At 41.5% G+C, this 21614-nt stretch carries 20 protein-coding genes and 1 riboswitch; of the genes, 13 read left to right on the top strand and 7 right to left on the bottom strand.

Annotation, left to right across the window (positions count from 1 at the left end; all coding sequences use genetic code 11):
* Window positions 1-228: 228 nt before the first annotated feature.
* Genes ASU31_RS24735 through ASU31_RS24725 form a run of 3 tightly spaced genes read right to left on the bottom strand, consistent with a single transcriptional unit; the run spans window position 229 to window position 3355 of the window.
* On the bottom strand, window positions 229-849 hold the full coding sequence (locus tag ASU31_RS24735; RefSeq protein ID WP_057934922.1) for a rhomboid family intramembrane serine protease: 621 nt from the start codon (window positions 847-849) through the stop codon (window positions 229-231).
* Between the two features lie 4 nt (window positions 850-853).
* On the bottom strand, window positions 854-2593 hold the full coding sequence (locus ASU31_RS24730) for a M14 family metallopeptidase (protein ID WP_057934921.1): 1740 nt from the start codon (window positions 2591-2593) through the stop codon (window positions 854-856).
* Between the two features lie 30 nt (window positions 2594-2623).
* Entirely contained in the window at window positions 2624-3355 is a 732-nt protein-coding gene (locus ASU31_RS24725) for a hypothetical protein (RefSeq protein ID WP_057934920.1), read from the bottom strand.
* 59 nt (window positions 3356-3414) lie between these two features.
* On the opposite strand from ASU31_RS24725, the gene pepT reads away from it, so the two are divergent.
* Complete coding sequence (gene pepT, locus ASU31_RS24720) at window positions 3415-4668, top strand: peptidase T (protein ID WP_057934919.1); 1254 nt, start codon at window positions 3415-3417, stop codon at window positions 4666-4668.
* 64 nt (window positions 4669-4732) lie between these two features.
* On the opposite strand, the gene ASU31_RS24715 is transcribed toward pepT, so the two are convergent.
* Window positions 4733-5062 carry a hypothetical protein gene (locus ASU31_RS24715; protein ID WP_057934918.1) on the bottom strand — a complete coding sequence of 110 codons (330 nt, stop codon included), beginning with the start codon at window positions 5060-5062 and terminating at the stop codon, window positions 4733-4735.
* 152 nt (window positions 5063-5214) lie between these two features.
* On the opposite strand from ASU31_RS24715, the gene ASU31_RS24710 reads away from it, so the two are divergent.
* The 3 genes from ASU31_RS24710 (at window position 5215) to ASU31_RS24700 (ending at window position 7629) form a co-directional block, all read left to right on the top strand.
* Complete coding sequence (locus tag ASU31_RS24710; RefSeq protein ID WP_057934917.1) at window positions 5215-6081, top strand: aldose 1-epimerase family protein; 867 nt, start codon at window positions 5215-5217, stop codon at window positions 6079-6081.
* 127 nt (window positions 6082-6208) lie between these two features.
* Window positions 6209-6640, top strand: coding sequence for a DoxX family membrane protein (locus ASU31_RS24705; protein WP_083505524.1), 432 nt, complete (start codon window positions 6209-6211; stop codon window positions 6638-6640).
* Window positions 6641-7203: 563 nt separating this feature from the next.
* Complete coding sequence (locus ASU31_RS24700; RefSeq protein ID WP_057934915.1) at window positions 7204-7629, top strand: VOC family protein; 426 nt, start codon at window positions 7204-7206, stop codon at window positions 7627-7629.
* Between the two features lie 34 nt (window positions 7630-7663).
* Here the strand turns inward: ASU31_RS24700 and ASU31_RS24695 are convergent, their stop codons facing one another.
* The gene (locus ASU31_RS24695; RefSeq protein WP_057934914.1) at window positions 7664-8230 is read right to left on the bottom strand and encodes a Crp/Fnr family transcriptional regulator; all 567 of its coding nucleotides are present in this window, start codon (window positions 8228-8230) and stop codon (window positions 7664-7666) included.
* Between the two features lie 182 nt (window positions 8231-8412).
* Between ASU31_RS24695 and ASU31_RS24690 the strand changes: the two genes are divergently transcribed.
* A complete protein-coding gene (locus tag ASU31_RS24690; RefSeq protein WP_083505525.1) occupies window positions 8413-9075 on the top strand; it encodes a DUF1349 domain-containing protein in 663 nt (220 codons plus the stop codon).
* Window positions 9076-9247: 172 nt separating this feature from the next.
* Here the strand turns inward: ASU31_RS24690 and ASU31_RS24685 are convergent, their stop codons facing one another.
* Together ASU31_RS24685 and abc-f are read right to left on the bottom strand one after the other, a co-directional pair.
* Window positions 9248-10555 (bottom strand): leucine-rich repeat-containing protein kinase family protein, encoded by a 1308-nt coding sequence (locus ASU31_RS24685; RefSeq protein ID WP_057934913.1) that lies wholly within the window; start codon window positions 10553-10555, stop codon window positions 9248-9250.
* 51 nt (window positions 10556-10606) lie between these two features.
* Window positions 10607-12193, bottom strand: a complete 1587-nt coding sequence (gene abc-f / locus ASU31_RS24680) for a ribosomal protection-like ABC-F family protein (RefSeq protein WP_057934912.1) — start codon at window positions 12191-12193, stop codon at window positions 10607-10609.
* Window positions 12194-12870: 677 nt separating this feature from the next.
* A riboswitch (TPP riboswitch) is annotated at window positions 12871-12959 on the top strand.
* A gap of 64 nt (window positions 12960-13023) precedes the next feature.
* On the opposite strand from abc-f, the gene thiS reads away from it, so the two are divergent.
* From thiS to ASU31_RS24640, 8 genes are all read left to right on the top strand, one after another.
* Complete coding sequence (gene thiS, locus ASU31_RS24675) at window positions 13024-13227, top strand: sulfur carrier protein ThiS (RefSeq protein WP_057934911.1); 204 nt, start codon at window positions 13024-13026, stop codon at window positions 13225-13227.
* Window positions 13228-13340: 113 nt separating this feature from the next.
* Complete coding sequence (gene thiC, locus ASU31_RS24670; protein WP_057934910.1) at window positions 13341-15224, top strand: phosphomethylpyrimidine synthase ThiC; 1884 nt, start codon at window positions 13341-13343, stop codon at window positions 15222-15224.
* 6 nt (window positions 15225-15230) lie between these two features.
* Window positions 15231-15833 (top strand): thiamine phosphate synthase, encoded by a 603-nt coding sequence (locus ASU31_RS24665; RefSeq protein ID WP_057934909.1) that lies wholly within the window; start codon window positions 15231-15233, stop codon window positions 15831-15833.
* Between the two features lie 10 nt (window positions 15834-15843).
* Window positions 15844-16479, top strand: coding sequence for a thiamine phosphate synthase (locus ASU31_RS24660; protein WP_057934908.1), 636 nt, complete (start codon window positions 15844-15846; stop codon window positions 16477-16479).
* Between the two features lie 11 nt (window positions 16480-16490).
* Window positions 16491-17261 (top strand): thiazole synthase, encoded by a 771-nt coding sequence (locus ASU31_RS24655; protein WP_057934907.1) that lies wholly within the window; start codon window positions 16491-16493, stop codon window positions 17259-17261.
* On the top strand, window positions 17248-18372 hold the full coding sequence (gene thiH / locus ASU31_RS24650; protein ID WP_057934906.1) for a 2-iminoacetate synthase ThiH: 1125 nt from the start codon (window positions 17248-17250) through the stop codon (window positions 18370-18372). The genes ASU31_RS24655 and thiH overlap by 14 nt, the downstream gene beginning before the upstream one ends.
* Entirely contained in the window at window positions 18366-19406 is a 1041-nt protein-coding gene (gene moeB, locus ASU31_RS24645; RefSeq protein ID WP_057934905.1) for a HesA/MoeB/ThiF family protein, read from the top strand. Before thiH ends, moeB begins: the two co-directional genes overlap by 7 nt.
* Before the next feature lie 442 nt (window positions 19407-19848).
* On the top strand, window positions 19849-21396 hold the full coding sequence (locus tag ASU31_RS24640) for an FKBP-type peptidyl-prolyl cis-trans isomerase (RefSeq protein ID WP_057934904.1): 1548 nt from the start codon (window positions 19849-19851) through the stop codon (window positions 21394-21396).
* The last annotated feature ends 218 nt before the right edge of the window (window positions 21397-21614 follow it).

Below are 21614 nucleotides of genomic sequence, written 5' to 3'. Positions count from 1 at the left end.
GAGTTTCTTCGAGAAACCTTTTTTACCTACTGCAGGCTAGTTTTTGCAGCAGATTTGCACAGATTAAATTTTTCGATAACCTAAACGAGATCGTCATTTCGAGCGGACCCGATAGCTATCGGGTGCAACGAAGTCGAGAACCACGAAGTGCTCAGCGAAGCTAAATCTGTGTTGATAGATCTCTCCATTTCGCTATGCTGCCGTCGAAATGATGAAGTTGACGACTGACTAAATCCCCAGTTTTGTTCTAATAACGGTGAAGAAATTCTCCAAAATACCGGGTACAAAAATGATAGTAAAAATCAGCCCGGTTAATGCACCAAATAAGTGGGCATCGTGGTTGATATGGTCTCTGGCATTACGCGAAGCATAAGCACAATAAAACAAGTACAATACTCCAAAAATGATAGCAGGTATCGGAATAGGAATAAACATGAGGTACAAGCCTGTTAACGGGCTGTATAGTATAAAACTGAATACTACGGCGCTTATTGCTCCGGATGCGCCTAAACTATTATAGTTAAACGTGTCCTTGTGCCTAAAAATAGTCGGAAGATCGCTTAAAACCAGCGCAACAAAGTACATCAGTCCAAACCGCCAGCTTCCCATCATGCTTTCGAGTTTAAAAGCAAAAGCATAAAAGGTGAACATGTTAAAAAATAAGTGCATCCAATCGGCATGGATCAAACCACTGGTTATAACCGTATAAATATTCCTTCCCTTTGATACAGTATACGGATGCAGCATAAACTTTCCGTAAAGGGAGTGATCATAGAAAGCGTATAAGCTGGTAATAATGGTAAAAACGAAAATTACGGAGGCAACTGGTGCAATATTGAAGTATTCCATGGGGTTATTTTAAATCAAGCTTTACGTTTGTAACCAAACGGGCTACAGGATATCTATTGTGTGTTTTTTCGTAATAATCAGAATTTTTATACACAAAATCAAGTTGTGCAGCCGCATCCTTCGCAAATTCGGTGTCTGAAGCTTTTTTCGCCTCCAGTTTATTGTTAAGTTCTGGATTATTTTTTAGTAATGCTGTTGCGGTATCTTCAAAAACATATGCCGAATAATGTTCCTTCATATCCAGAATAGAATCGAAAAAGTTCCAGTTGAAATAAGAATCAGTAGCCTGCGGCTCCAGTGTTTCTACAATATATCGGTTACTCGGCTGGTTAACATAAACCACAAAATCGCCTGCATAATACTGTAAGCTTTGCTTAACTGGGTTTACCTTTACCCCAGCGTGCAGATAGTGCCCTTCATAGGGTCTTGTTCCGGTTTTAAAATCGCCGATATAATAACTTTCTACTTCAATTTTCTGATCGGTCTTAAGTTCCTGCAGTTTAACATTATTCAGTTTAAGCAGGGCAATTACGCGGTCCCAGGCTTTCGGAATAATGTAGGCAAACGGTTTTTGAATAGACACCGCAGGCTCGAACTTGTTCCATTCTTTAATGGTTCTGGTGTAAGGTTTACTGCGATCGTAATATAAACGGTCAGCACCGCTTACCGTACTGGGTTTTTGGCCAGCCTCGAAGCCTTTAAAGATCAGATCGTTTACTTCGGTTTTATTCAGTTTCCATTCTAAAGGAAATTCCTTTTGTGCAGCCACAAATTCATCGGCCTTCCGTTTATTCTCTCCGATAACCTTGGCATCACGCGCTACAACCTGAATATAGGTTTGCAAAAGCTTGTAAGTGGCATCCACACGCAAATCGTACGACTTTAGCATATGCGTTTCTGGCATAAAACCTATAGTATTGTGCAGCGTGGTATATCCCGTAGAATAACGTGGAGGATCTATGAAACCTGTTATTCCGCTTTCTGGCGTTTCGCCTATCGAATTTACATAGGGAATCATCGGGTAACCCATCTTCTCCATTCCGGCATATAGATCGGGTACCAATGTTTTAGTTAAATAATCAGAAAGAATCGGGTTCAGCTTATCTTTTTGTGTAGGGATAAGTGTCATTACATATTGATAATCTGCACCATTACTGGTATGTGTATCTACAAATATTTCGGGCTGCCAGGTATTAAAAATGAGTTGAAACGCTGCTGAATTTTTCGAATCCGTTTTGATGAAATCACGGTTCAGATCGAGGTTTTTGCTATTGCCCCTAAAGCCATAGGCAACTGGTCCGTTCTGGTTGGCCCTTGATGTTCCGCTACGGTTAAAACTGCCATCTATATTGTACAGGGGAATGATGCAGATCACTACATCTTTTGGCAGTTTACCTGCTTTAAGCAGATCGCGGGCAAGCATCATCGAGGCATCTACACCCTCTGGTTCGCCGGGATGAATGCCGTTATTGATCAATAAAATCCTTTTATTCTGCTTCCTGATCTCCGAAGGATCAAAAACCCGATCGCGCGACAAAACCAATACATGTAAAGGCTTACCAAAATCTGTACTTCCATAGGTGAATAATTTGGCCTCTGGATAAGCCTTAGTCAGGTTTTCGTAATAGGTTATTGCAGCAGTGTAAGTAGCGGTTTCTATTTTTCCGCTCAGCTCGAAAGGTGTTTTTTGTGCGGCAGCTTTTAATCTCATCGAAAGCAAACAAAACACAAAGAATTTTTTCATGCCTTAAATCTAAGAAATGAAATGATGTTATTAAAGTGTTTTACGATAAGATTTGATCCTTCCTAACATATATTTAAAACCTATGGTATAGGAATTATAAACATCAGGTGAGTTGTTTTTAAATTTGGTACTTGGATCATTATAACCATCCAGACCTTCGCCGAAAGTAAAGTTCGATTGTGCATTGATATTGATGATATACCGCATATAACCGTATCCATCGTTGATGTAATAGTTGAACCCGAAGTTTAAAGGTACCGCCATATTAAGGCTTTTATCTTTTCCTGGGAAAGGACCATATCCGGGATCTACTGCAGCCCAGCTTGGTTTAATCCGCACAATATCGGTAATCTTATTGTTAATTACCCCTATACCCACCCCCACATACAAACCCCTTAAATTGTATAAAAACTCGCTTTTATCGTAGTCTACCACTTCACCAAGCATTAGCTTTACATTGGCTGTAATGGAGGTATATTGGTTTACAAACTGACGGTTGTGCGGATCGGTTTCAATATCTCCACCCTGAACCATGCCATACTGCCCTTCTAAACCCAGGGTTACAAACGGCGTGATATGATAATCGAATACGCCGTAGGCTGTGTAACCAAAACTCCCTTTGTACACATCAGTATAAGATTTGTTTATTCCTCCACCAAAACCATACGACATTTTAAAGTAATTAGATTGGGCAAAAGAAAAACTTCCTATAAAAACAAGCAGAAGGGTTATGTAAGTAGCTCTCAGCAAATTAAAAATCATATCGTTTTTTTACAAAAATAATATGTTTATCGAATATCTATAACTTTTACCTTTGAATTATGAGCACATATACCAACTTTAACAAATCTCTGGAGCAGCGGTTTATAAAATATGCGAAGATTGATACCCAATCTGATCCAAATTCTCCAACTTGCCCATCAACCTTAAAACAAAAAAACTTAGGTAAAGAATTGGTTCAGGAACTGTTAGAAATTGGCGTTACTGATGCCGAAATGGACGATAACGGCTATGTGTATGGTACGATCCCGTCAAATACAAACAAGCAGTTACCTGTAATTTTCTTCTGTTCGCATATGGATACCTCGCCAGATTGCAGTGGAGAAAATGTTAAACCGATTATTCATGACAATTATCAAGGACAGGACTTAATTCTGCCAGATGACAACAATATTATAATAAAACTGTCTGAACACAAAGACCTAAAACACCAGATTGGTAACGATATTATCACGGCGAGTGGAACAACTTTATTGGGTGCCGATAATAAAGCGGGCTTAGCTGAAATTATGGAGGCAGCTAGCTTTTTAATGAAAAACCCTGAGGTAAAACATGGCACTATAAAGCTACTTTTTACCCCAGATGAAGAAATAGGAAGAGGTGTAGATAAAGTTGATTTAAAGAAATTAGGTGCCGACTTTGGCTATACCATAGATGGGGAAACATTGGGTTCAATCGAAGATGAAACCTTTTCTGCCGATGGCGCCATCCTTAAAATTTACGGCGTAAGCACTCATCCAGGCTTTGCAAAAGGAAAAATGGAAAGTGCCATTAAGATCCTTGCCGAAATTTTAGATTCGCTGCCCAAAGATACACTCACACCAGAAGCTACACATCAAAAAGAAGGATTTATCCACCCCGTGAGTATGAACGGACAGGTAGAAGAGGCAGAAGCACAGTTTATCATCAGAGATTTCACCGATGAAAAACTAGCCGAACATGGGCAATTTTTAGAAGAAACCGTAAAAAAGGTGATGGCTAAATACCCAAAGTCTACCTACAAAATCAATATTAAAGCGCAGTACCGCAACATGAAACAGGTGTTGGATCAGCATCCTAAAATTGTGCAATACGGAATTGAAGCCATTGAAAGAGCAGGTGTGGTGGCAAAACAACAAAGTATCCGTGGTGGAACTGATGGCTCGCGACTTTCTTACATGGGCTTACCTTGCCCCAATATTTTTGCCGGAGAACACGCTTTTCATAGCAAACAAGAATGGGTAAGCGTACAGGATATGGAAAAAGCCGTACAAACCATTATTAACATTGCCTGTATTTGGGAAGAGAAAGGATAAGTCTTGAGTCAATAGTCATGAGTCTAATAATAAGGACTCATGGCTAACGAGTTTGGCCGCTAGACTAATAAGAAGCTTGTCCAATATCCAGTCTCGCTATTTTCCCTTCTTTGTTTACCTTAAATTTAAAGCAGGTTTTAAAATCACCCCATTGGTCGGAGTGGAAATGGCCATAAACCTCCAATCCGTTGTTTTCAACCTTATCTATACTGGTAAAACGCTCATGTCCCAGCGCTTTTTTAAAGAAGTTATTAAATTTCATCTGGTTTCCGTCGTCGTAAAAGGCAACATCGGTAGCAAATAAAGGAAACCATGTTTTTTCATCGCCTTTTTGCAATGCGGTAATAGCGGCCTTTACTTTTGCATTTGATAATTTTGTTAAATCTATCGCCATAGGTTTCTGATTTTATTTTTGAGCGAAAGTAAATGCGCGGGTGATAAAATAAACAGTGCATTAAGCTTTACATTGCTTAAGCTTTAAGTAGTGATCAAAATTAATAAAAAAGATATTTTTAAAATACATCTTTTTGTTAATTTAGACTGCAAATGATAACTCTCGAGAACGATTATATAAAAGTTAGCCTGGCGGCTAAAGGCGCAGAACTTCAAGGCTTATTTAGTAAAGAAACCAAGCTGGAATATCTATGGAATGCCAATCCTAAATATTGGGCAAAACACAGCCCGGTTTTATTTCCTATTGTTGGCTCATTAAAAAACAACAGTTTTACCTACCAGGGTAAAAGCTATGAGCTGCCACGCCATGGTTTCGCCCGCGATCATGTTTTTAATTTCGAAAAAATAAGTGAAACCGAAGCCGTTTTTACTTTAACCCAAAATGAAGACACCTTAAAAGTATATCCTTTTTATTTTGAGCTGAAACTAAGGTATCAATTGATAGATAGAAAGCTGAACTTAACTTACGAGGTAATAAACACAGGTACTGCCGAGCTTTTATTCTCAATTGGCGCACATCCGGCTTTTGCGGTGCCCAATACACCCAATACCGTTTATGAAGATTATTACCTGGCCTTTAATACCGATGAGAAATTAACTTTCTGGAAACTCGAAGATGGCTTAGTAGCCGACGAAACGGAGCTCATTGAACTGGGTGGCCACAGGTTAAACCTTAAACATGATCTGTTTTATAACGATGCACTGGTTTTTAAAACCCTGCAGAGCAACTGCATTAGCTTGCTCAATAACAAAAATGATTATGGATTACATTTCCATTTCGAAGAATTTCCTTTCTTTGGCATTTGGGCCGCTACCGATGCCCCTTTTATTTGTTTAGAGCCCTGGTGCGGAGTGGCCGATGGCGTTAACCACGATCAGGAATTAACACGCAAAGAGGGGATAGTAAAGCTCGGTGTAGGCGAAAACTGGTCGCGGTTTTGGGAAGCAGAGTGTTTCTAGGCGGCTTACCGTGCGTAAGGAAAAAATAGCCCAACAGCCTTCATTTCTTAATCTACATTAAGAAAGTTGTAATACATAGGTACTAAATTACAGTGCATTGAATACAAAAATAAGCTGTTAAAACAAGATGAAAAATACGCCGCATTTCGCACAATTATTTCTTCGGCTCGCTTTGGGCATCGGTTTTATTCTACCCGTTATGGACCGCTTTGGCTGGCTCGGCACACCAGGCTCGCCAACAGTTAGCTGGGGCAATTGGTCGGTATTTTTAGATTACACCAACACTTTAATGCCCTTTTTAGCAAGGCCCGTAGCCAATGTAATGGCTATTATTGCCACCGCTGGTGAGTTGGTTTTTGCGGTATTGCTTATAGTTGGATACAAAATTAAGTTGGCGGCTATCGGTAGTTTTTTGCTAACACTTGCCTTTGCCCTCTCTATGTTCATCTTTGCAAATTACAGGGCCCCTTTTAACTATTCTGTTTTCGTAGTAAGTGCCGCCAGTTTGTTGTTGGCAACGTTGCCCGCTTATAAATGGAGTATCGAAGCAAGCAAATAATTATCCACAATAAAATTTCGCCTATCGCGGTGTAGTGAAAACCACTACCCATAAAGGGGTATTTTTACCTTTTAATTTGATGTTAACATGTTGATAACTATATTTATAATGTTAAAATTAAATCAACGGGACGATTTAGATTAAAACGCGAAACCTTTCAGCAATGAAAGGTTTTTTTTTGCAAAAAAAACACGCCCTCAAAAAGAGGACGTGTGTTTACTCAAATCTAAAATTATTTTGGGACGATCGAGAATTGTTTCAATAAATGTTTAATACCCTGATACAAATATGATAAAGATAATGGATTTATTTCCGTTCAGTTTTATTCATCTGTAAAATAGCAAATTACCCAGAAAACCGCTAAGAATGAATAAAACATTTTTTACCTGAAAACAATTCTTTTTAAAATGGATTATCGGTGTAACGGCCATAACAATAAAGCCTGAAAGATAGAAACACCATTAATTTTCAAATGTCGAAAACACCCTTACATTTGTCTCAAGTACACCCATTTTATCATTAAAAGGTGCAGTAACTTAGTTGTAAACAAAAGAAATAAAATTATGGCAACCATGCACCCTTACTTAAACTTCGACGGCAAGGCCGAAGAAGCTTTTAATTTTTATAAATCGGTTTTCGGAGGAGAATTTACCTTCTTTGCAAAAATGGGCGATGCACCAGAATCAGATAAATTAACCGAGGAGGAAAAAAACCGTGTAATGCACGTAGCCCTACCCATTAATGAACATACGGTTTTAATGGCGTCTGACTGCGTACCTTCCGCAGGACATGTACTTAAAGAAGGCAACAACATGTACATTAACCTCAATACAGAGAGCCGCGAAGATGCCGATCGCTTCTTTAATGGCCTTTCAGCAGGTGGCACCATCGAAATGCCAATGGACGATATGTTCTGGGGCGATTACTTCGGCAGCTTTAAAGACAGATATGGCATCCAGTGGATGGTTAATTATAGCAGCCACAAATAAAACAAAGCCCTTATTGTTTTTCCCCTTACCATACCTAGAGTGATAAACGGCTTAAAGTTTCCCTGGTAACACCCAAATAGGAAGCAATAAGGGTTTTCGAAATCCTCTTTTGTAAAGATGGGTATTGATTGCGCCATTGTTTGTAACGCTCGCCCGCATTATTGCTCAATAGCGCCAATACCCGTTTTTGCAAAGCCATGTTGCCTGTGGTGTACTTTTTCCTAAAAAAGTATTCCATTTTCCGGGAAGAAGCACAAAGTTTTTCCTTGTTCTCAAAAGAAATAGAAAGGGTTTCGGTATCTTCAATACAATCTACATTTAAGGTTGCCGGCATTCCGGTGTTAAAAGCGTTCGGGTCTGAGAACCACCACTCTTCCATGGCAAGCTGTAAAATGTATTCTTTGCCTTCATGGTCGGTATAAGAAGACTTCACAATTCCTTTCAGTACAAAATGTTCGCAACTGGCTGCATCACCTGCCTGAATAATGTATTGATGTTTTTTATATTTCCGCTTGGTAAAAAAAGATTCTGCATATTGAAATTCTTCATCTGTTAAACAAACAATCTGATCAATATGCGCCCTTAAAAAATTTGTTTCCATGTTTCTGATACAACAGCACAAATGTACTGTTTATTGAAGATTTATAAACCTGAGACAATTGCCCTTATCCGATGTACGTGATAATAATCACATTAAAATAGTGATCTATGTCCTTTCCAAAAGTTGATGCTTGCTTTAAGTTTGCAATACACAAACACACAAAACCAACCGCTAACACACAAATGAAACTTAAATTACTAACCGCCATGGCCTTATTGGCAGTATTAAACACACAAAAGTCAGCTGCCCAGAGCCTTGCCAAAATGAACTGGTTTAACGAACCTGAAAAGTGGGAAATCAAGGATAAAAACACATTTAGCTTATTTGTTCCTGCCAAAACAGATTATTGGCGGATCTCGCATTATGGCTTTACCGTAGATGATGCCCCTTTTTATTATGCCACTTATGGTGGTGAATTTGAGGTAAAAGTGAAAATTACCGGCAATTATGTAACCACCTTCGATCAGATGGGTATTATGCTCCGAATTAATGAAGAAGAATGGATTAAGGCGGGAGTAGAATTTGTGAATGGCAAACAAAATGTAAGTGCGGTGGTTACGCATAAAACAAGTGACTGGAGCGTAGTAGAATTAGCACAGGCACCAGCATCTATCTGGATGAAAGCCGTTAGAAAACTTGATGCGGTAGAGATTTTTTACTCGCTGGATGATAAAAAATACACCATGATCCGTACGTGTTATTTTAAGGATAATGCTCCTGTAATGGTGGGCCTTGTGGCTGCCTGTCCTGATGGTAAGGGCTTTAACGCCACATTTGAAAATTTCAAGGTTACACCCACGCCAGATCAGCGCAGGTTAGATTGGGCAAAAAAACAGCAGAATTAATATTTTTTTTATAAAGTGGTCGTCATTTCGACCGTAGCGGAGAAATCTATGATTAAGTGTAGCTCACAGATCTCTCCTCCGAAGGAGTTCCTTTGGAACATTTCGCTTTGCTCCATCTGATAGCTATCGGATCGAGATGACGATTTTTCTAGGGACACAGATTAACAACCTGTTATAATGAAATCTTCGCTAAAGCTTCAACCAAATCCTGAAAACCAGGCCTGTTCAATGGTGATGCAACTAAGCAGACGTCTCTTAAGGTAGCCAAAGCATTCGAACACGTTTCGCTTACCGTTTCGTTTTTTAACGAAAGTAAATCATCGAGCAGGTAACCATAAGCACTAACTTCTATCCGCTCCAGCGCAAAGGCGAGCGTATCATCAGCCTGATCATAAAAACTTGCGGCACCAAAATCGCCAAATAAGGTACTGCCCTCATCATCAATTAGGATATTGTGTGCATATAAATCGCCATGCATAATCCCAGCCTCATGCAATTGTGCAGCTAAAGAGGCAATGGTTTTGGCAATACTCAACAACTGTTTTTCTGACAGCTGCATGCCTTCAGGAAAAACATCCCTGGTACAGCTTTCTAAACTCGGCGGATTACCCAGGTTATAAAAATGATGCGGAATGAGGTCCATCACCAATCCTTTTTTATCCTCTGGGTGCAGGGCAATCTGTCCGATTAAATTAACCAAACCGGGATGGTAACCCGCTGCAATGTAGGCTGTCATTTCATCTTCCGGCAAACCATCGCTGGTTACATTACCCTTAAATATTTTAACGGCTACCTCCTGAGTTTCATCACCAATAGTCCGGTTTGCTTTCGAAATAATACCCGATGCGCCTTCACCCAACAAGTGGTTAATCTCTAAATCGTGCCAATTAATTAACGAAAGTGTTTCTACAGCCGGTGTTTTACTAAAGTTGTTCCCCGAAAATGCAATCCACGAAAGTTTAGGCATAGTAGCAATCCATTGTGGCAGCTCATGCAGTTTATTAGCAGCAATCCGCAGTAACGATAAATTCTGGCAATTACTTAACTCATCGGGCAATTGCACCAAACGGTTACCCGATAGCATCAGCTTTTGCATCCGCGTGCACTGCCCAATCTCTTTTGGTAATTCGGCAATGTTGTTGTTTGTTAAAATCAGCCAGCGGAGATTAGGATTAAGCGATTTTGCAGGTACCGTTTTAATCTGGTTAGATTTAAAACCTGCAATATCCAACAAAGGGCAATCGGCTAATTGCTCGGGCATAACCGTGAAAAGGTTTTCTGAACAGAAGAAAATCTTCAATTTCTTTAAACGGCCAAAATCTGCCGGTAACGCACTTAATTTATTAAAAGATAAATCCAGCACTTCCAAAGTATCGGCCAACTCGAATATTTCGTTCGGAAACTCGGTTAGGTTTTCAGAAAGTTTTAACGATACTGCTCCTTTAAGTTCGCCACTTTGTAGTGCTAACAGGTTTTGCATGGGTGTACAGGTTTTAATAATCTGGAACGAAGATAAGGCTATATATTTATTTTAAAGATCAATGATATGTTCTACATAGATTTGGTCAAGAAAATATTCATCGTGCGATATGACTAAAAGCGTTCCCTGATATTCATTAATCGCTGCCGTTAAAATTTCTATATTCTGGATATCAAGGTTATTGGTAGGCTCATCCAATATAATCAGGTCGGGCGATTGGTTGCTGATGGTTAATGAACAAAGGATCAACCGCATTTTTTCACCGCCACTTAAGGCCGAACAAGGTTTGTCCCAATCGGTTTTGCCAAACAAAAACCGGTTTAAACGGATCTTTACTTCATGCTCCTGCAATTCACCCGAGTTGTATTGCTGGGCCTGTTCGTAAACTGTAAGTTGATTATCGATCAACGAATAATCCTGGTCGATATACATGGAGCTAAAGCCTGCTTTATTTAAACTTCCCGTCGAGGGCTGGAGCTGCCCCAAAATAAGCTTGATCAAGGTGGTTTTCCCCGATCCATTCCGGCCTTTTATCACGTAACGCTCCGCACTAAAAATCTGAAAACTAAGCGGCTCTTTCCAAAGTAACTGATTCTGAAAAGCAAAATTGACCTCCTTAGCCTCAACAATACTTTTTCCTTTGTGCAGCGTGGCTTGATTGAAACCGATCTTCATTTTGTCTGCATCCGGCAGTGCAGACCTGAGCTGGCTTAATTCAGCAGAAATATGATCGAGCTTTTCGGTATGCACAGTCTTCAATTTTGCTGTACTTTTTTCTGCATTATTTTTTAACGTATTCATCGAAATGGTCGGCAATCCAGCTTTTTCCTGTTTTTTCTTCCCTTTGGCATCAAGCTTCTGTTGCCGTTCCATCGATTCCCGTTCTACTTCTTTAGCCTTGCGCAGTGCCTTTTCCTTTGCTCTTAAATCATTGTTCAAAGCATTATTTTCAATTTTCTTTTGCGCAGCATAGAAATCGTAATTTCCGCCATAAATGGTTATTCCCCGCTGACTCAATTCGCAAACTTTCTCAATCTGGTTTAATAAAGTACGGTCGTGACTCACCACCACCAAAGTATTTCTGGTCGATCGGATATAATCGTATAACCTGTTTCTGCCTTCCAGATCCAAATGATTGGTCGGTTCATCCATCAAAACAATATCTGGGCGGTGTATCTCGATGCCGGCCAGAAATACGCTGGTTTTTTGTCCGCCGCTTAAACTTTCCATTTTTTGGTTTAAGTCTAAACCTGCCAATCGCCAATGACTCAAAGCTTCCGCGCAACGTTCCTCAATGGTCCAGTCATCGTTGAGGATGGCCAAATTTTCGTCGGTTACTTCTCCGCCGAGGATTTCGTTCAGCGCTTTTAGTTTATCTTCAATCCGGAGTGCCTGCGCAACGGTAAGGTTATTAAATTGACCAAAAAGCTGTGGCACATCATAAGGCACCGATTCCGTTTTAACATACCCGGCAGTTGGCCTGAGTTTACCTGACAAAATTTTCAAAAGTGTCGATTTCCCTGCCCCATTATGGCCAATGAGTGCAATTTTTTCGTATTTGTTGATGGTAAGATTTAAGTCTGAAAACAGTAAATCCCCATTCGGATGGATATAGTTAGCCCCTTGTAGAATAAGCATAAATTTCTTTTTTTATGGTAAATAATTGCAGGAACGCAACCGCTCTGCTGGTTATCTATTTTCTGAAAAGAAATAAATCTTACATGTATGGGGTGTTTTGGTGATGCTGCAAAGGTAAGGAATTTTTACGTTTTGCAAAAGGCGGTTCGCGTGGATTGGTTAATTAGCCTTTAGTCCGAAGCCGGTAGTTTAAGGAGCGAAGTGAAGGATCTTTTTAATTTGAACCATGTAAGACATAGGAGGCTCATATAAGCTCAAGGGTTTTATATTTTCTTACATTTCTTATATGGTGATAATGCAATATGCTTTAAAACTCCCGCCTGCACGGGAATGATGACTGCTCTTTACACCCCTCTCTGCAACCTTTGTGCCTTCCCTTTGTGCACTTTGCGGTTAAAAAACAGAAAAGATGCGTGAGGGAGTTTAGTCCGAAGTCGGAAGTCTGGGGATCGAAGATTGAGTGGTGAAAATTAGTGTTTTAATTGTCCCAATTGTCATCCTGAAAGCATTGAAGGATCTTTTTCCGATGTTACACCCAATTAGAAAAGATCCTTCGTTACACTCAGGATGACAATTTTATATGCTTCCATTTACATCCCTATATTATCCTTAACATAATATAGATTTTATCTATATCAATTTTTATTTGCATTAGAAATTTAATCGCATATATTTACAAAAAACTTTAGGGGTGCCTACGTGCTGAGAAATACCCTTTGAACCTGATGCAGTTAGTACTGCCGAAGGGAAAAGTGAAGGCAATCTTACATTGCTGTCTTTTCGATCTCCATTTTGGGGCAATCTCTATAGTTTTTCCAATTTTTTAAAATATGGAAGTAACTATAAACAATCAAAACTATCTGCTCAACGAGGCCTGTTCCATCGAACAGATGCTTGCTGTTGTCATTTCAACGGAAACAAATGGCCTTGCCATTGCCGTAAACCAAACCATTATTCCCAAAGCAGACTGGGCAACCCATCTATTAAATCCAGCCGATCAGGTTATACTCATCAAAGCCACGCAGGGAGGATAAAAATGAATGAATTTTGAATGATTGAATGTAAAGTATATCCAATCTACTCCTTTCTATCATTCTCTCATCCGATAACTCCCTCATTCAATCACTCAATAATTGATTCTACCAATATGAAACAAGAAAAAACACCGAACCAAGAGGTGATCAGCCGCAGTCCTTTTCCGGCCTCACGCAAAATCTTTGTCCCTGGAAAAATCCACAATATCCAGGTGGCCATGCGCGAAATCAGTTTATCGGAAACCAAAATCCATAACGGATTTGGCTTAACCGAGCCTAATCCGCCCGTAACGGTTTACGATACCAGCGGACCATATACCGATCCCAATGCTGTTATTGATGTAAAAAAAGGCTTGCCGCGGATCAGAGAGCAATGGATAAAAGACAGGCTTGATGTGGTAGAACTCCCTCAGCCATCTTCTGCTTACGGGCAACAGCGCCTGGCTGATGAAAAACTTGATGCTTTACGCTTCAACTTCATTAACAAACCTTACAAAGCACAAGCCGGCGCCAATGTATCTCAAATGCATTATGCCAAAAAAGGTATCATAACGGCCGAAATGGAATATATCGCCATTAGGGAAAACCAGCAGATCGAACTGTTAAATGCGCAATTGGGCGATCAGCACGATGTAATGAACCACCAGCACCAGGGCAATAGCTTTGGCGCAAATACACCAAAAGGCTACATCACACCCGAATTTGTAAGGGCAGAGGTAGCAGCCGGCAGGGCGGTAATCCCTTGCAATATCAATCACCCCGAACTCGAGCCGATGATTATTGGCCGAAACTTTCTGGTAAAAATTAACGCCAATATCGGTAACTCGGCCGTAACCTCTACCATCGAAGAAGAAGTAGAAAAAGCTGTCTGGGCCTGCCGTTGGGGAGCCGACACCATTATGGATTTATCAACAGGGAAAAATATCCACGAAACCCGCGAATGGATTATCCGCAATTCGCCTGTGCCCATTGGTACCGTTCCTATTTATCAGGCTTTAGAAAAAGTAAATGGAAAAGCCGAAGACCTCACCTGGGAAATCTTCCGCGATACGTTGATTGAGCAGGCCGAACAGGGCGTAGATTATTTTACCATCCATGCCGGTGTACTGCTCCGTTATGTGCCTTTAACCGCTAAAAGGATTACAGGTATTGTTTCGCGTGGCGGATCCATTATGGCCAAATGGTGCCTGGCCCACCACAAAGAGAACTTCCTGTATACCCATTTTGAGGAGATCTGCGAAATTATGAAAGCTTATGATGTGGCTTTCTCTTTAGGCGATGGCTTAAGGCCTGGCTGTATTGCCGATGCAAATGATGCCGCACAGTTTTCGGAGCTCGAAACACTTGGCGAACTCACTAAAATAGCCTGGAAACACGATGTACAAACGATCATAGAGGGGCCTGGCCATGTACCCATGCACCTGATCAAGGCCAATATGGAAAAACAGCTCGACCATTGTGGTGAGGCTCCTTTTTATACTTTAGGCCCATTAACGATCGATATTGCGCCCGGTTACGACCACATTACCTCGGCCATTGGTGCAGCCATGATCGGCTGGTTTGGCACAGCGATGCTCTGTTATGTAACCCCGAAAGAACACTTGGGCCTGCCAAATAAAAAAGATGTTAAAGACGGTGTAATTACCTATAAAATTGCTGCCCATGCAGCCGATTTAGCCAAAGGCCACCCGGGTGCACAATACCGCGACAATGCTTTAAGTAAGGCCAGGTTCGAATTTAGGTGGGAAGATCAGTTTAACCTCTCGCTCGATCCAGATACCGCAAAAGAATTCCATGATGAAACCTTACCTGCAGAGGGTGCCAAGATTGCACACTTCTGTTCCATGTGCGGCCCCAATTTCTGCTCGATGAAAATTACGCAGGATGTGAGGGAGTATGCTGCAAAACAAGGTGTAGAAGCAGAAGCGGCTTTAACGCAGGGCATGCAGGAAAAATCGAAAGAGTTTACACAAAAAGGGAGCGAAATTTATTCTTAAACCGCTATGGAACTGATTGTAATTGCCAGGCCCACTCTTTTTAAGGAAGAATGCCATTTTGTAAACCAGCTTTTCGAAGCCGGTTTACAGGTTTTCCATTTGCGCAAGGAAAATGCAGATGAAGCCGGTTACCGTAAAATTGTGGAAGGGATTTTACCTGAATACCATCCTCGCATTGCGTTACACCATTTCCATACACTGGCCAACGATTATAACATCAATAGAATCCACCATACAGAGAGCTTTAGAAAAAGTATTACACCCAATACCCAGCCGCAAGAGCATATATGGAGCACATCTATTCACCAGTTATCAGATATAGATTGCATTAGGCCATACCATTACAGCTTTTATGGTCCCGTATTCAACAGCCTTTCCAAACCCGGTTACATGGGGGTTATTCCGGCAGGTTTTCATTTAAACAAGCCTAACAGCAAGACAAAACTGATTGCGCTGGGTGGAATCGGTTTAAACCAGATCCATCAGGTAAAAGAAATGAATTTCGATGGCGTTGCACTATTGGGCAGTATCTGGAACGACACCAGTAAAGCTTTAACCAATTTTAAAAAAGCACAGCAACATTGCCTCGCTTACCATCAAGCACTTTAAAAATATCAATATGATTCAGCCCTTACAATATATCTCGCAAGCACCTAAAACAGGCACCCATTTGGATGCCATTGAGCAGGTGCTTCAAGCTGGTGGAAAATGGATCCAGCTCCGTATTAAAAACCAGGCCGAAAGCGAAATCCTGCCTTTTGCAAAAGCAGCACAGGCCTTATGCGAAAAATATGACGCCAAACTTATCGTAAACGATTTTCCGTACCTGGCTAAAACAGTAGGCAGTTATGGTGTACACCTGGGCCTGCAGGATATGCCCATTCTCCAAGCCAGAGAAATTATCGGCAAACACCAGATCATCGGAGGTACTGCGAATACTTTCGAACATATACAACAAAGGGTATCCGAAGGTGCTGATTATATCGGCTTGGGTCCATTCAGGTTTACCCGGACCAAAGAAAACCTGAGCCCGGTTGTGGGTTTAGCAGGTTACCACGAATTAATGGAAAAAGTGCGAAAAGCTGGAATCAGTACCCCCATTATTGCCATAGGTGGCATTGAAGCAGCTGATATTCCGGCTATACTCGAAACCGGAATTTACGGAATTGCCATCTCGGCAGCGCTCACCAACCAAACACAAACAGCTGCGGTTCTTGAAGAAATCAACAGCAAGTTCAGTATTCATTCGATTTAAAAATTACAGATATGTTAACCATAGCAGATCAAACCTTTAGCTCCCGCCTCTTTACCGGTACCGGAAAATTTAGTTCTGCCAAAGAGATGGAAAGTGCCTTAATTGCCTCGGCCTCCGAACTGGTTACCGTAGCGCTCAAACGTGTAGATTTAAAAGGTAAGGACGACGATATCCTTCATCATCTTAAATATCCGCACATCAATTTATTGCCCAATACTTCTGGTGTGCGCAATGCCAAACAGGCCATTTTTGCCGCTCAGCTGGCACGCGAAGCCTTAGAAACCAACTGGATCAAACTGGAAATCCACCCCGATCCGAAATACCTGATGCCAGATCCGATCGAAACCTTAAAAGCCACAGAAGAACTGGTTAAACTCGGTTTTGTGGTTTTGCCTTATATCCATGCCGACCCGGTTTTATGCAAACGTTTGGAAGATGTGGGCACGGCCGCCGTAATGCCTTTGGGCTCTCCAATTGGCAGTAACAAGGGCTTAAGAACGATCGATTTTTTAGAGATTATCATCAGCCAGAGCAGGGTTCCGGTCATTATTGATGCCGGCATAGGTGCACCATCTGATGCGGCCAAAGCCATGGAAATTGGTGCTGATGCCGTTTTGGTGAACACCGCCATTGCCATTGCCAAAGATCCAACCAATATGGCTATTGCCTTTAAAATGGCTGTAGAAGCCGGCAGAATGGCTTTCGAGTCTAAATTAGGCGCCCAAACACACTATGCTGCAGCAAGCAGCCCACTAACCGTATTTTTAGATGAAGAGTTTTAACGAAGTATTCGAATCTTACAACTGGAACGATACCAGGGCCAGTATTTACGATAAAACGGCTGCAGATGTAGAACGGGCATTGCGCAATACACAACGGGATCTGGAAGATTTTAAAGCACTTATTTCTCCCGCGGCACTGCCTTATCTCGAAGATATGGCGCAGATCAGTCAGCGATTAACTTTAGACCGTTTCGGTCGGGTAATACAAATGTATATACCGCTTTACCTCTCCAACGAATGTAATAACATCTGTACCTATTGTGGTTTCAGTTATGACAATAAGGTAAGGCGCAGAACGCTCAACCCAATGGAAATTATGCAGGAAGTGGCTGTAATTAAGGGTATGGGATACGACCACGTGCTGCTGGTAACGGGCGAAGCTAACCAAAGTGTACATACCGATTATTTTAAAAAAGTATTAGACCTCATCAGTCCACATTTTGCCCATATATCCATGGAGGTGCAGCCTTTGGATGTAGCCGACTATGAAACCCTTATTCCGCATGGGCTAAATACGGTACTGGTTTACCAGGAAACCTACCATCAGGATGATTACCGGAAACACCATCCAAAAGGCAAAAAATCAAACTTTCTGTACCGCTTAGAAACGCCCGATCGTTTGGGGCAGGCAGGGATCCATAAAATGGGGCTTGGTGTATTAATTGGCCTGGAAGACTGGCGGACAGATTCATTTTTTACGGCCCTGCACCTCTCTTACCTCGAAAAACAATATTGGCAAAGTAAATTCAGTATTTCTTTCCCCAGGTTGCGGCCTTTTAGCGGTGGTTTAGAACCTAAAGTGGTGATGAACGATAAAGAGCTGGTACAGCTGATCTGTGCTTACCGCTTATTCAACAGCGAAGTAGAGCTGTCTATTTCTACCCGCGAAACCGTAGCTTTCCGCAACCAGGTGATTAAGCTGGGCATTACCGCCATTAGTGCAGGTTCTAAAACCAATCCCGGTGGCTACGAAGTGGAACCTCAATCGCTGGAACAGTTCGAAATATCTGACGAACGCTCGGCACAGGAAATTGCGGATATGATCAGAAAACAGGGTTATGAGCCTATTTGGAAAGATTGGGATATGAGTTTGATCCAAAAATCATGTTAGTAAAAGAAGAACTGAACCGTTACAACAGGCAGATGATCCTGCCTGAACTAGGCCCCGCCGGGCAGGAAAAGCTAAAAGCCGCCAAAATATTGCTTATCGGCGCAGGTGGTTTAGGCTGCCCCGTATTGCAATATCTGGCCGCAGCGGGTGTAGGAACAATCGGAATTGTAGATGATGATGTGGTAGAATTGAGCAACCTGCATCGCCAAATTTTATATAACCATACTGATATTGGGCAACCTAAGGTAAAAATGGCTGCAGCAAAACTCCAACTGCTTAATCCGCATGTGAGTTTCAGCGCCTATCACGAACGTTTTAGGGCTGATAATGCGATAAACATTTGCCAGGATTATGATCTGGTAATCGATTGTTCAGATAATTTTACCACCCGTTATTTAGTGAACGATACCTGTGTGGCTTTAGGCAAAACACTTATTTTCGGTTCCATTTTACAGTTCGAAGGCCAGGTTGCCGTATTTAACCACCAGGGCAGTGCAAACTATAGAGACCTTTATCCGGCACCACCAACTGAAAATATTAACTGTGTAGAGGGAGGCGTAATTGGCATTTTACCCGGCATAATAGGCCTGTATATGGCCAATGAAGCTTTAAAGTTGATCACTGGAATCGGGGAACCCCTTTCTGGTAAACTGATGACGGTTAATGCGCTGAACAATACCGTAATGGTATTTAAAATCGCCGCAAAAAAAACAGCTGAAACCGCAAAACCAGCGCCGGCCAAAACCGATAAAGCCGTACAAGAAATCGATAGCACAACATTAGATCGCTGGCTGGAAACCCATGCGGATGAAGTTTTTTTAATTGATGTACGCGAGGATTACGAACATGAAGAAAATAATATTGGAGGCATCAACCTTCCGCTTTACGGGTTAACAGCATCGCTTACCGCTATCCCAAAGCACAAAAAAGTAGTGTGTTATTGCCAAACCGGGCAAAGAAGCAAAATGGCCGTGCAGGTGTTGGCGGGGCTTTACGAAGGAGAAGTATATAGTTTAAAAAATGGAATGGCTTAGTTTATTAGTCATTGATTCATTCGGTTTGTAGGCCAGCTAAGAACTGGTTTAATCGTTAATTACCAAGGATGCTTAATTGTTTAATCGGCAACAATATCCAAACTGGCTTTGCGTGTGCGTTATGTTTTCCTTCCTGAATGACAAAGCAAGTGTGGCAAAAATCTCTCGCAGATTACACTGATCAGCGAAGACTTAGTCTAAGCCTTAAAAATTAACCCAAGTATAACCGCTAAACGACCTCCCTTAGTAAATAAGGGAATAATAACTAACAATTGTAAATTTGTTCCAATACCCAATAATGCTTATATTTAAGTACGACGTAATGTTGCTTAAGGCCTATGGCCAAAAAGCATTACTAAACAAGGCTAAACCATAACACCAAACAACATTATTTAGCTATACCTGGCTTATAACCTTATTAATTGTGCAAAAAATTAAAGTGATGATTAAGTTAAGCGTATTAAACTTAGGACTCGGAATAGTTCTGTTTGGCCTGGGTAGTTTTATATCTTTTAATGTACAGGCACAGAATAAAGGCATTAAATCTGCTAATAAAACAAATGTGCCTCAAAAAGAAGTTGACGTGTACATTGCCGGGGCTTCCTATAATCCAACCACACTTAAGCATGTAGCCAAATATTGGAAAAATGGGGTGCCAGTACAACTTACCGACGGGCAAAATGATGCCACTGCCACCGCCATCGCCATTGATGGCAATGATGTACATGTAGCAGGCTTTGATAATGGCGTGGTGGCGTATTGGAAAAACGGGGAGAGGATTCCGCTTACCAGTGGGGGCGGGCGCTGGTCGCGTGCCTATTCTATTGCAGTTTTTAAAGGAGATGTGTATATAGCAGGATATGAGCGAGTTTACGATCACGGTCAGAATTCTAACTGGACTGACTGGGCTAAATATTGGAAGAACGGGCAACCCGTATCACTTAGCGACGGCCGCTCGCATGCTGGTGCCAGTTCGATAGCCATACACCAAAGCGGAGATGTATTAGTAGCGGGTTCATATAATGGAAAAGTTGCCTACTGGAGAAATGGACAACTGGTTGATGCCATTAACAGTACACTATATACGGCATCAGCCATAACTACAGTGAACAATGACGTATACATTGCCGGCATCACTTCCATACCAGGCAAGGAGGGCAAACAAGCTGCGTACTGGAAAGGCAATGAAGGTACCACTATACTCACAAATGTTGAAAATGATGCTGTAGCCAGTTCGATTGCTGTAGACAAGAATGGCAATGTTTATATAGCAGGGCACATTAATTACAAACCTACCTATTGGAAAAACGGCATACCGACTACTTTGGAAGGACTGTCGTCGGGCTTTCCTGATCCATACTCCATAGCATTTGAAGGTTCGGATGTCTATATCGCGGGACTTGGAAAAGCAGGTGGGCAGTATTGGAAAAACGGCGAAACGGTCTTAATCCCTAGAGATAAAGATGGCACACCAGCAGCCAATGCCATCACAGTTATTAAGCGAAACAGCAATGGTGCTAAAACAGCAAAAACTGGCGTTATTGTAAAAACAAATGCGGTACCCGCCTCCTCACCACCTGCACCCATTTCTCCTATTGTAAAAGATGCTAACGCCATCGCCGAAGAAGAAGCCATCAGGTTCTTTGCCGATAACAAGAAAAAGCCGGGTATTATTACCACAGCCAGCGGCTTACAATACCAGGTGATTAGCACGGGGGCAGGGCCTCGACCAACAGCTACCGATAATGTGAAAATTCAGCATAAGCGAACACTTTTAGAGGGCAATAAGGTAATTGATGCGAACGCGAATGGCCAACCTCCGGCCATGTTGGTTAAGAATTTACTTCCTGGCATGGCTGAAGGCATACAGTTAATGAATGTTGGGAGTAAATTTAAACTTTTTATTCCTCCTGGGTTGGCTTACGGTAGCAGGGGAAAATCAAGTTACATTCTAATTTTTGAATTGGAACTACTGGAAATTATAAAATAAATCATTCTTAAGCGCTTTCTTCTTCATGTTATATGGTTCAATAAAATATCCGAGAATGACGCGCTAACCGCTCCCCGCCAAACGCCGAGCTATTTCCTTCATCCACCACCTATGTTTTAACCACAAAGGGCGCAGAGAGAAAAGCGCAAAGATCGCAGCGCTGGGCGTAAAATTAAGGTTTTAACCATATAAGGCATGTAAGAAAATATAAGACACTT

This window comes from Pedobacter ginsenosidimutans (assembly GCF_001442625.1).
Taxonomy (GTDB): domain Bacteria; phylum Bacteroidota; class Bacteroidia; order Sphingobacteriales; family Sphingobacteriaceae; genus Pedobacter; species Pedobacter ginsenosidimutans.
The sequence above is the reverse complement of the archived record's forward strand: the minus strand, read 5'-3'. Positions and strand labels throughout refer to the sequence as shown.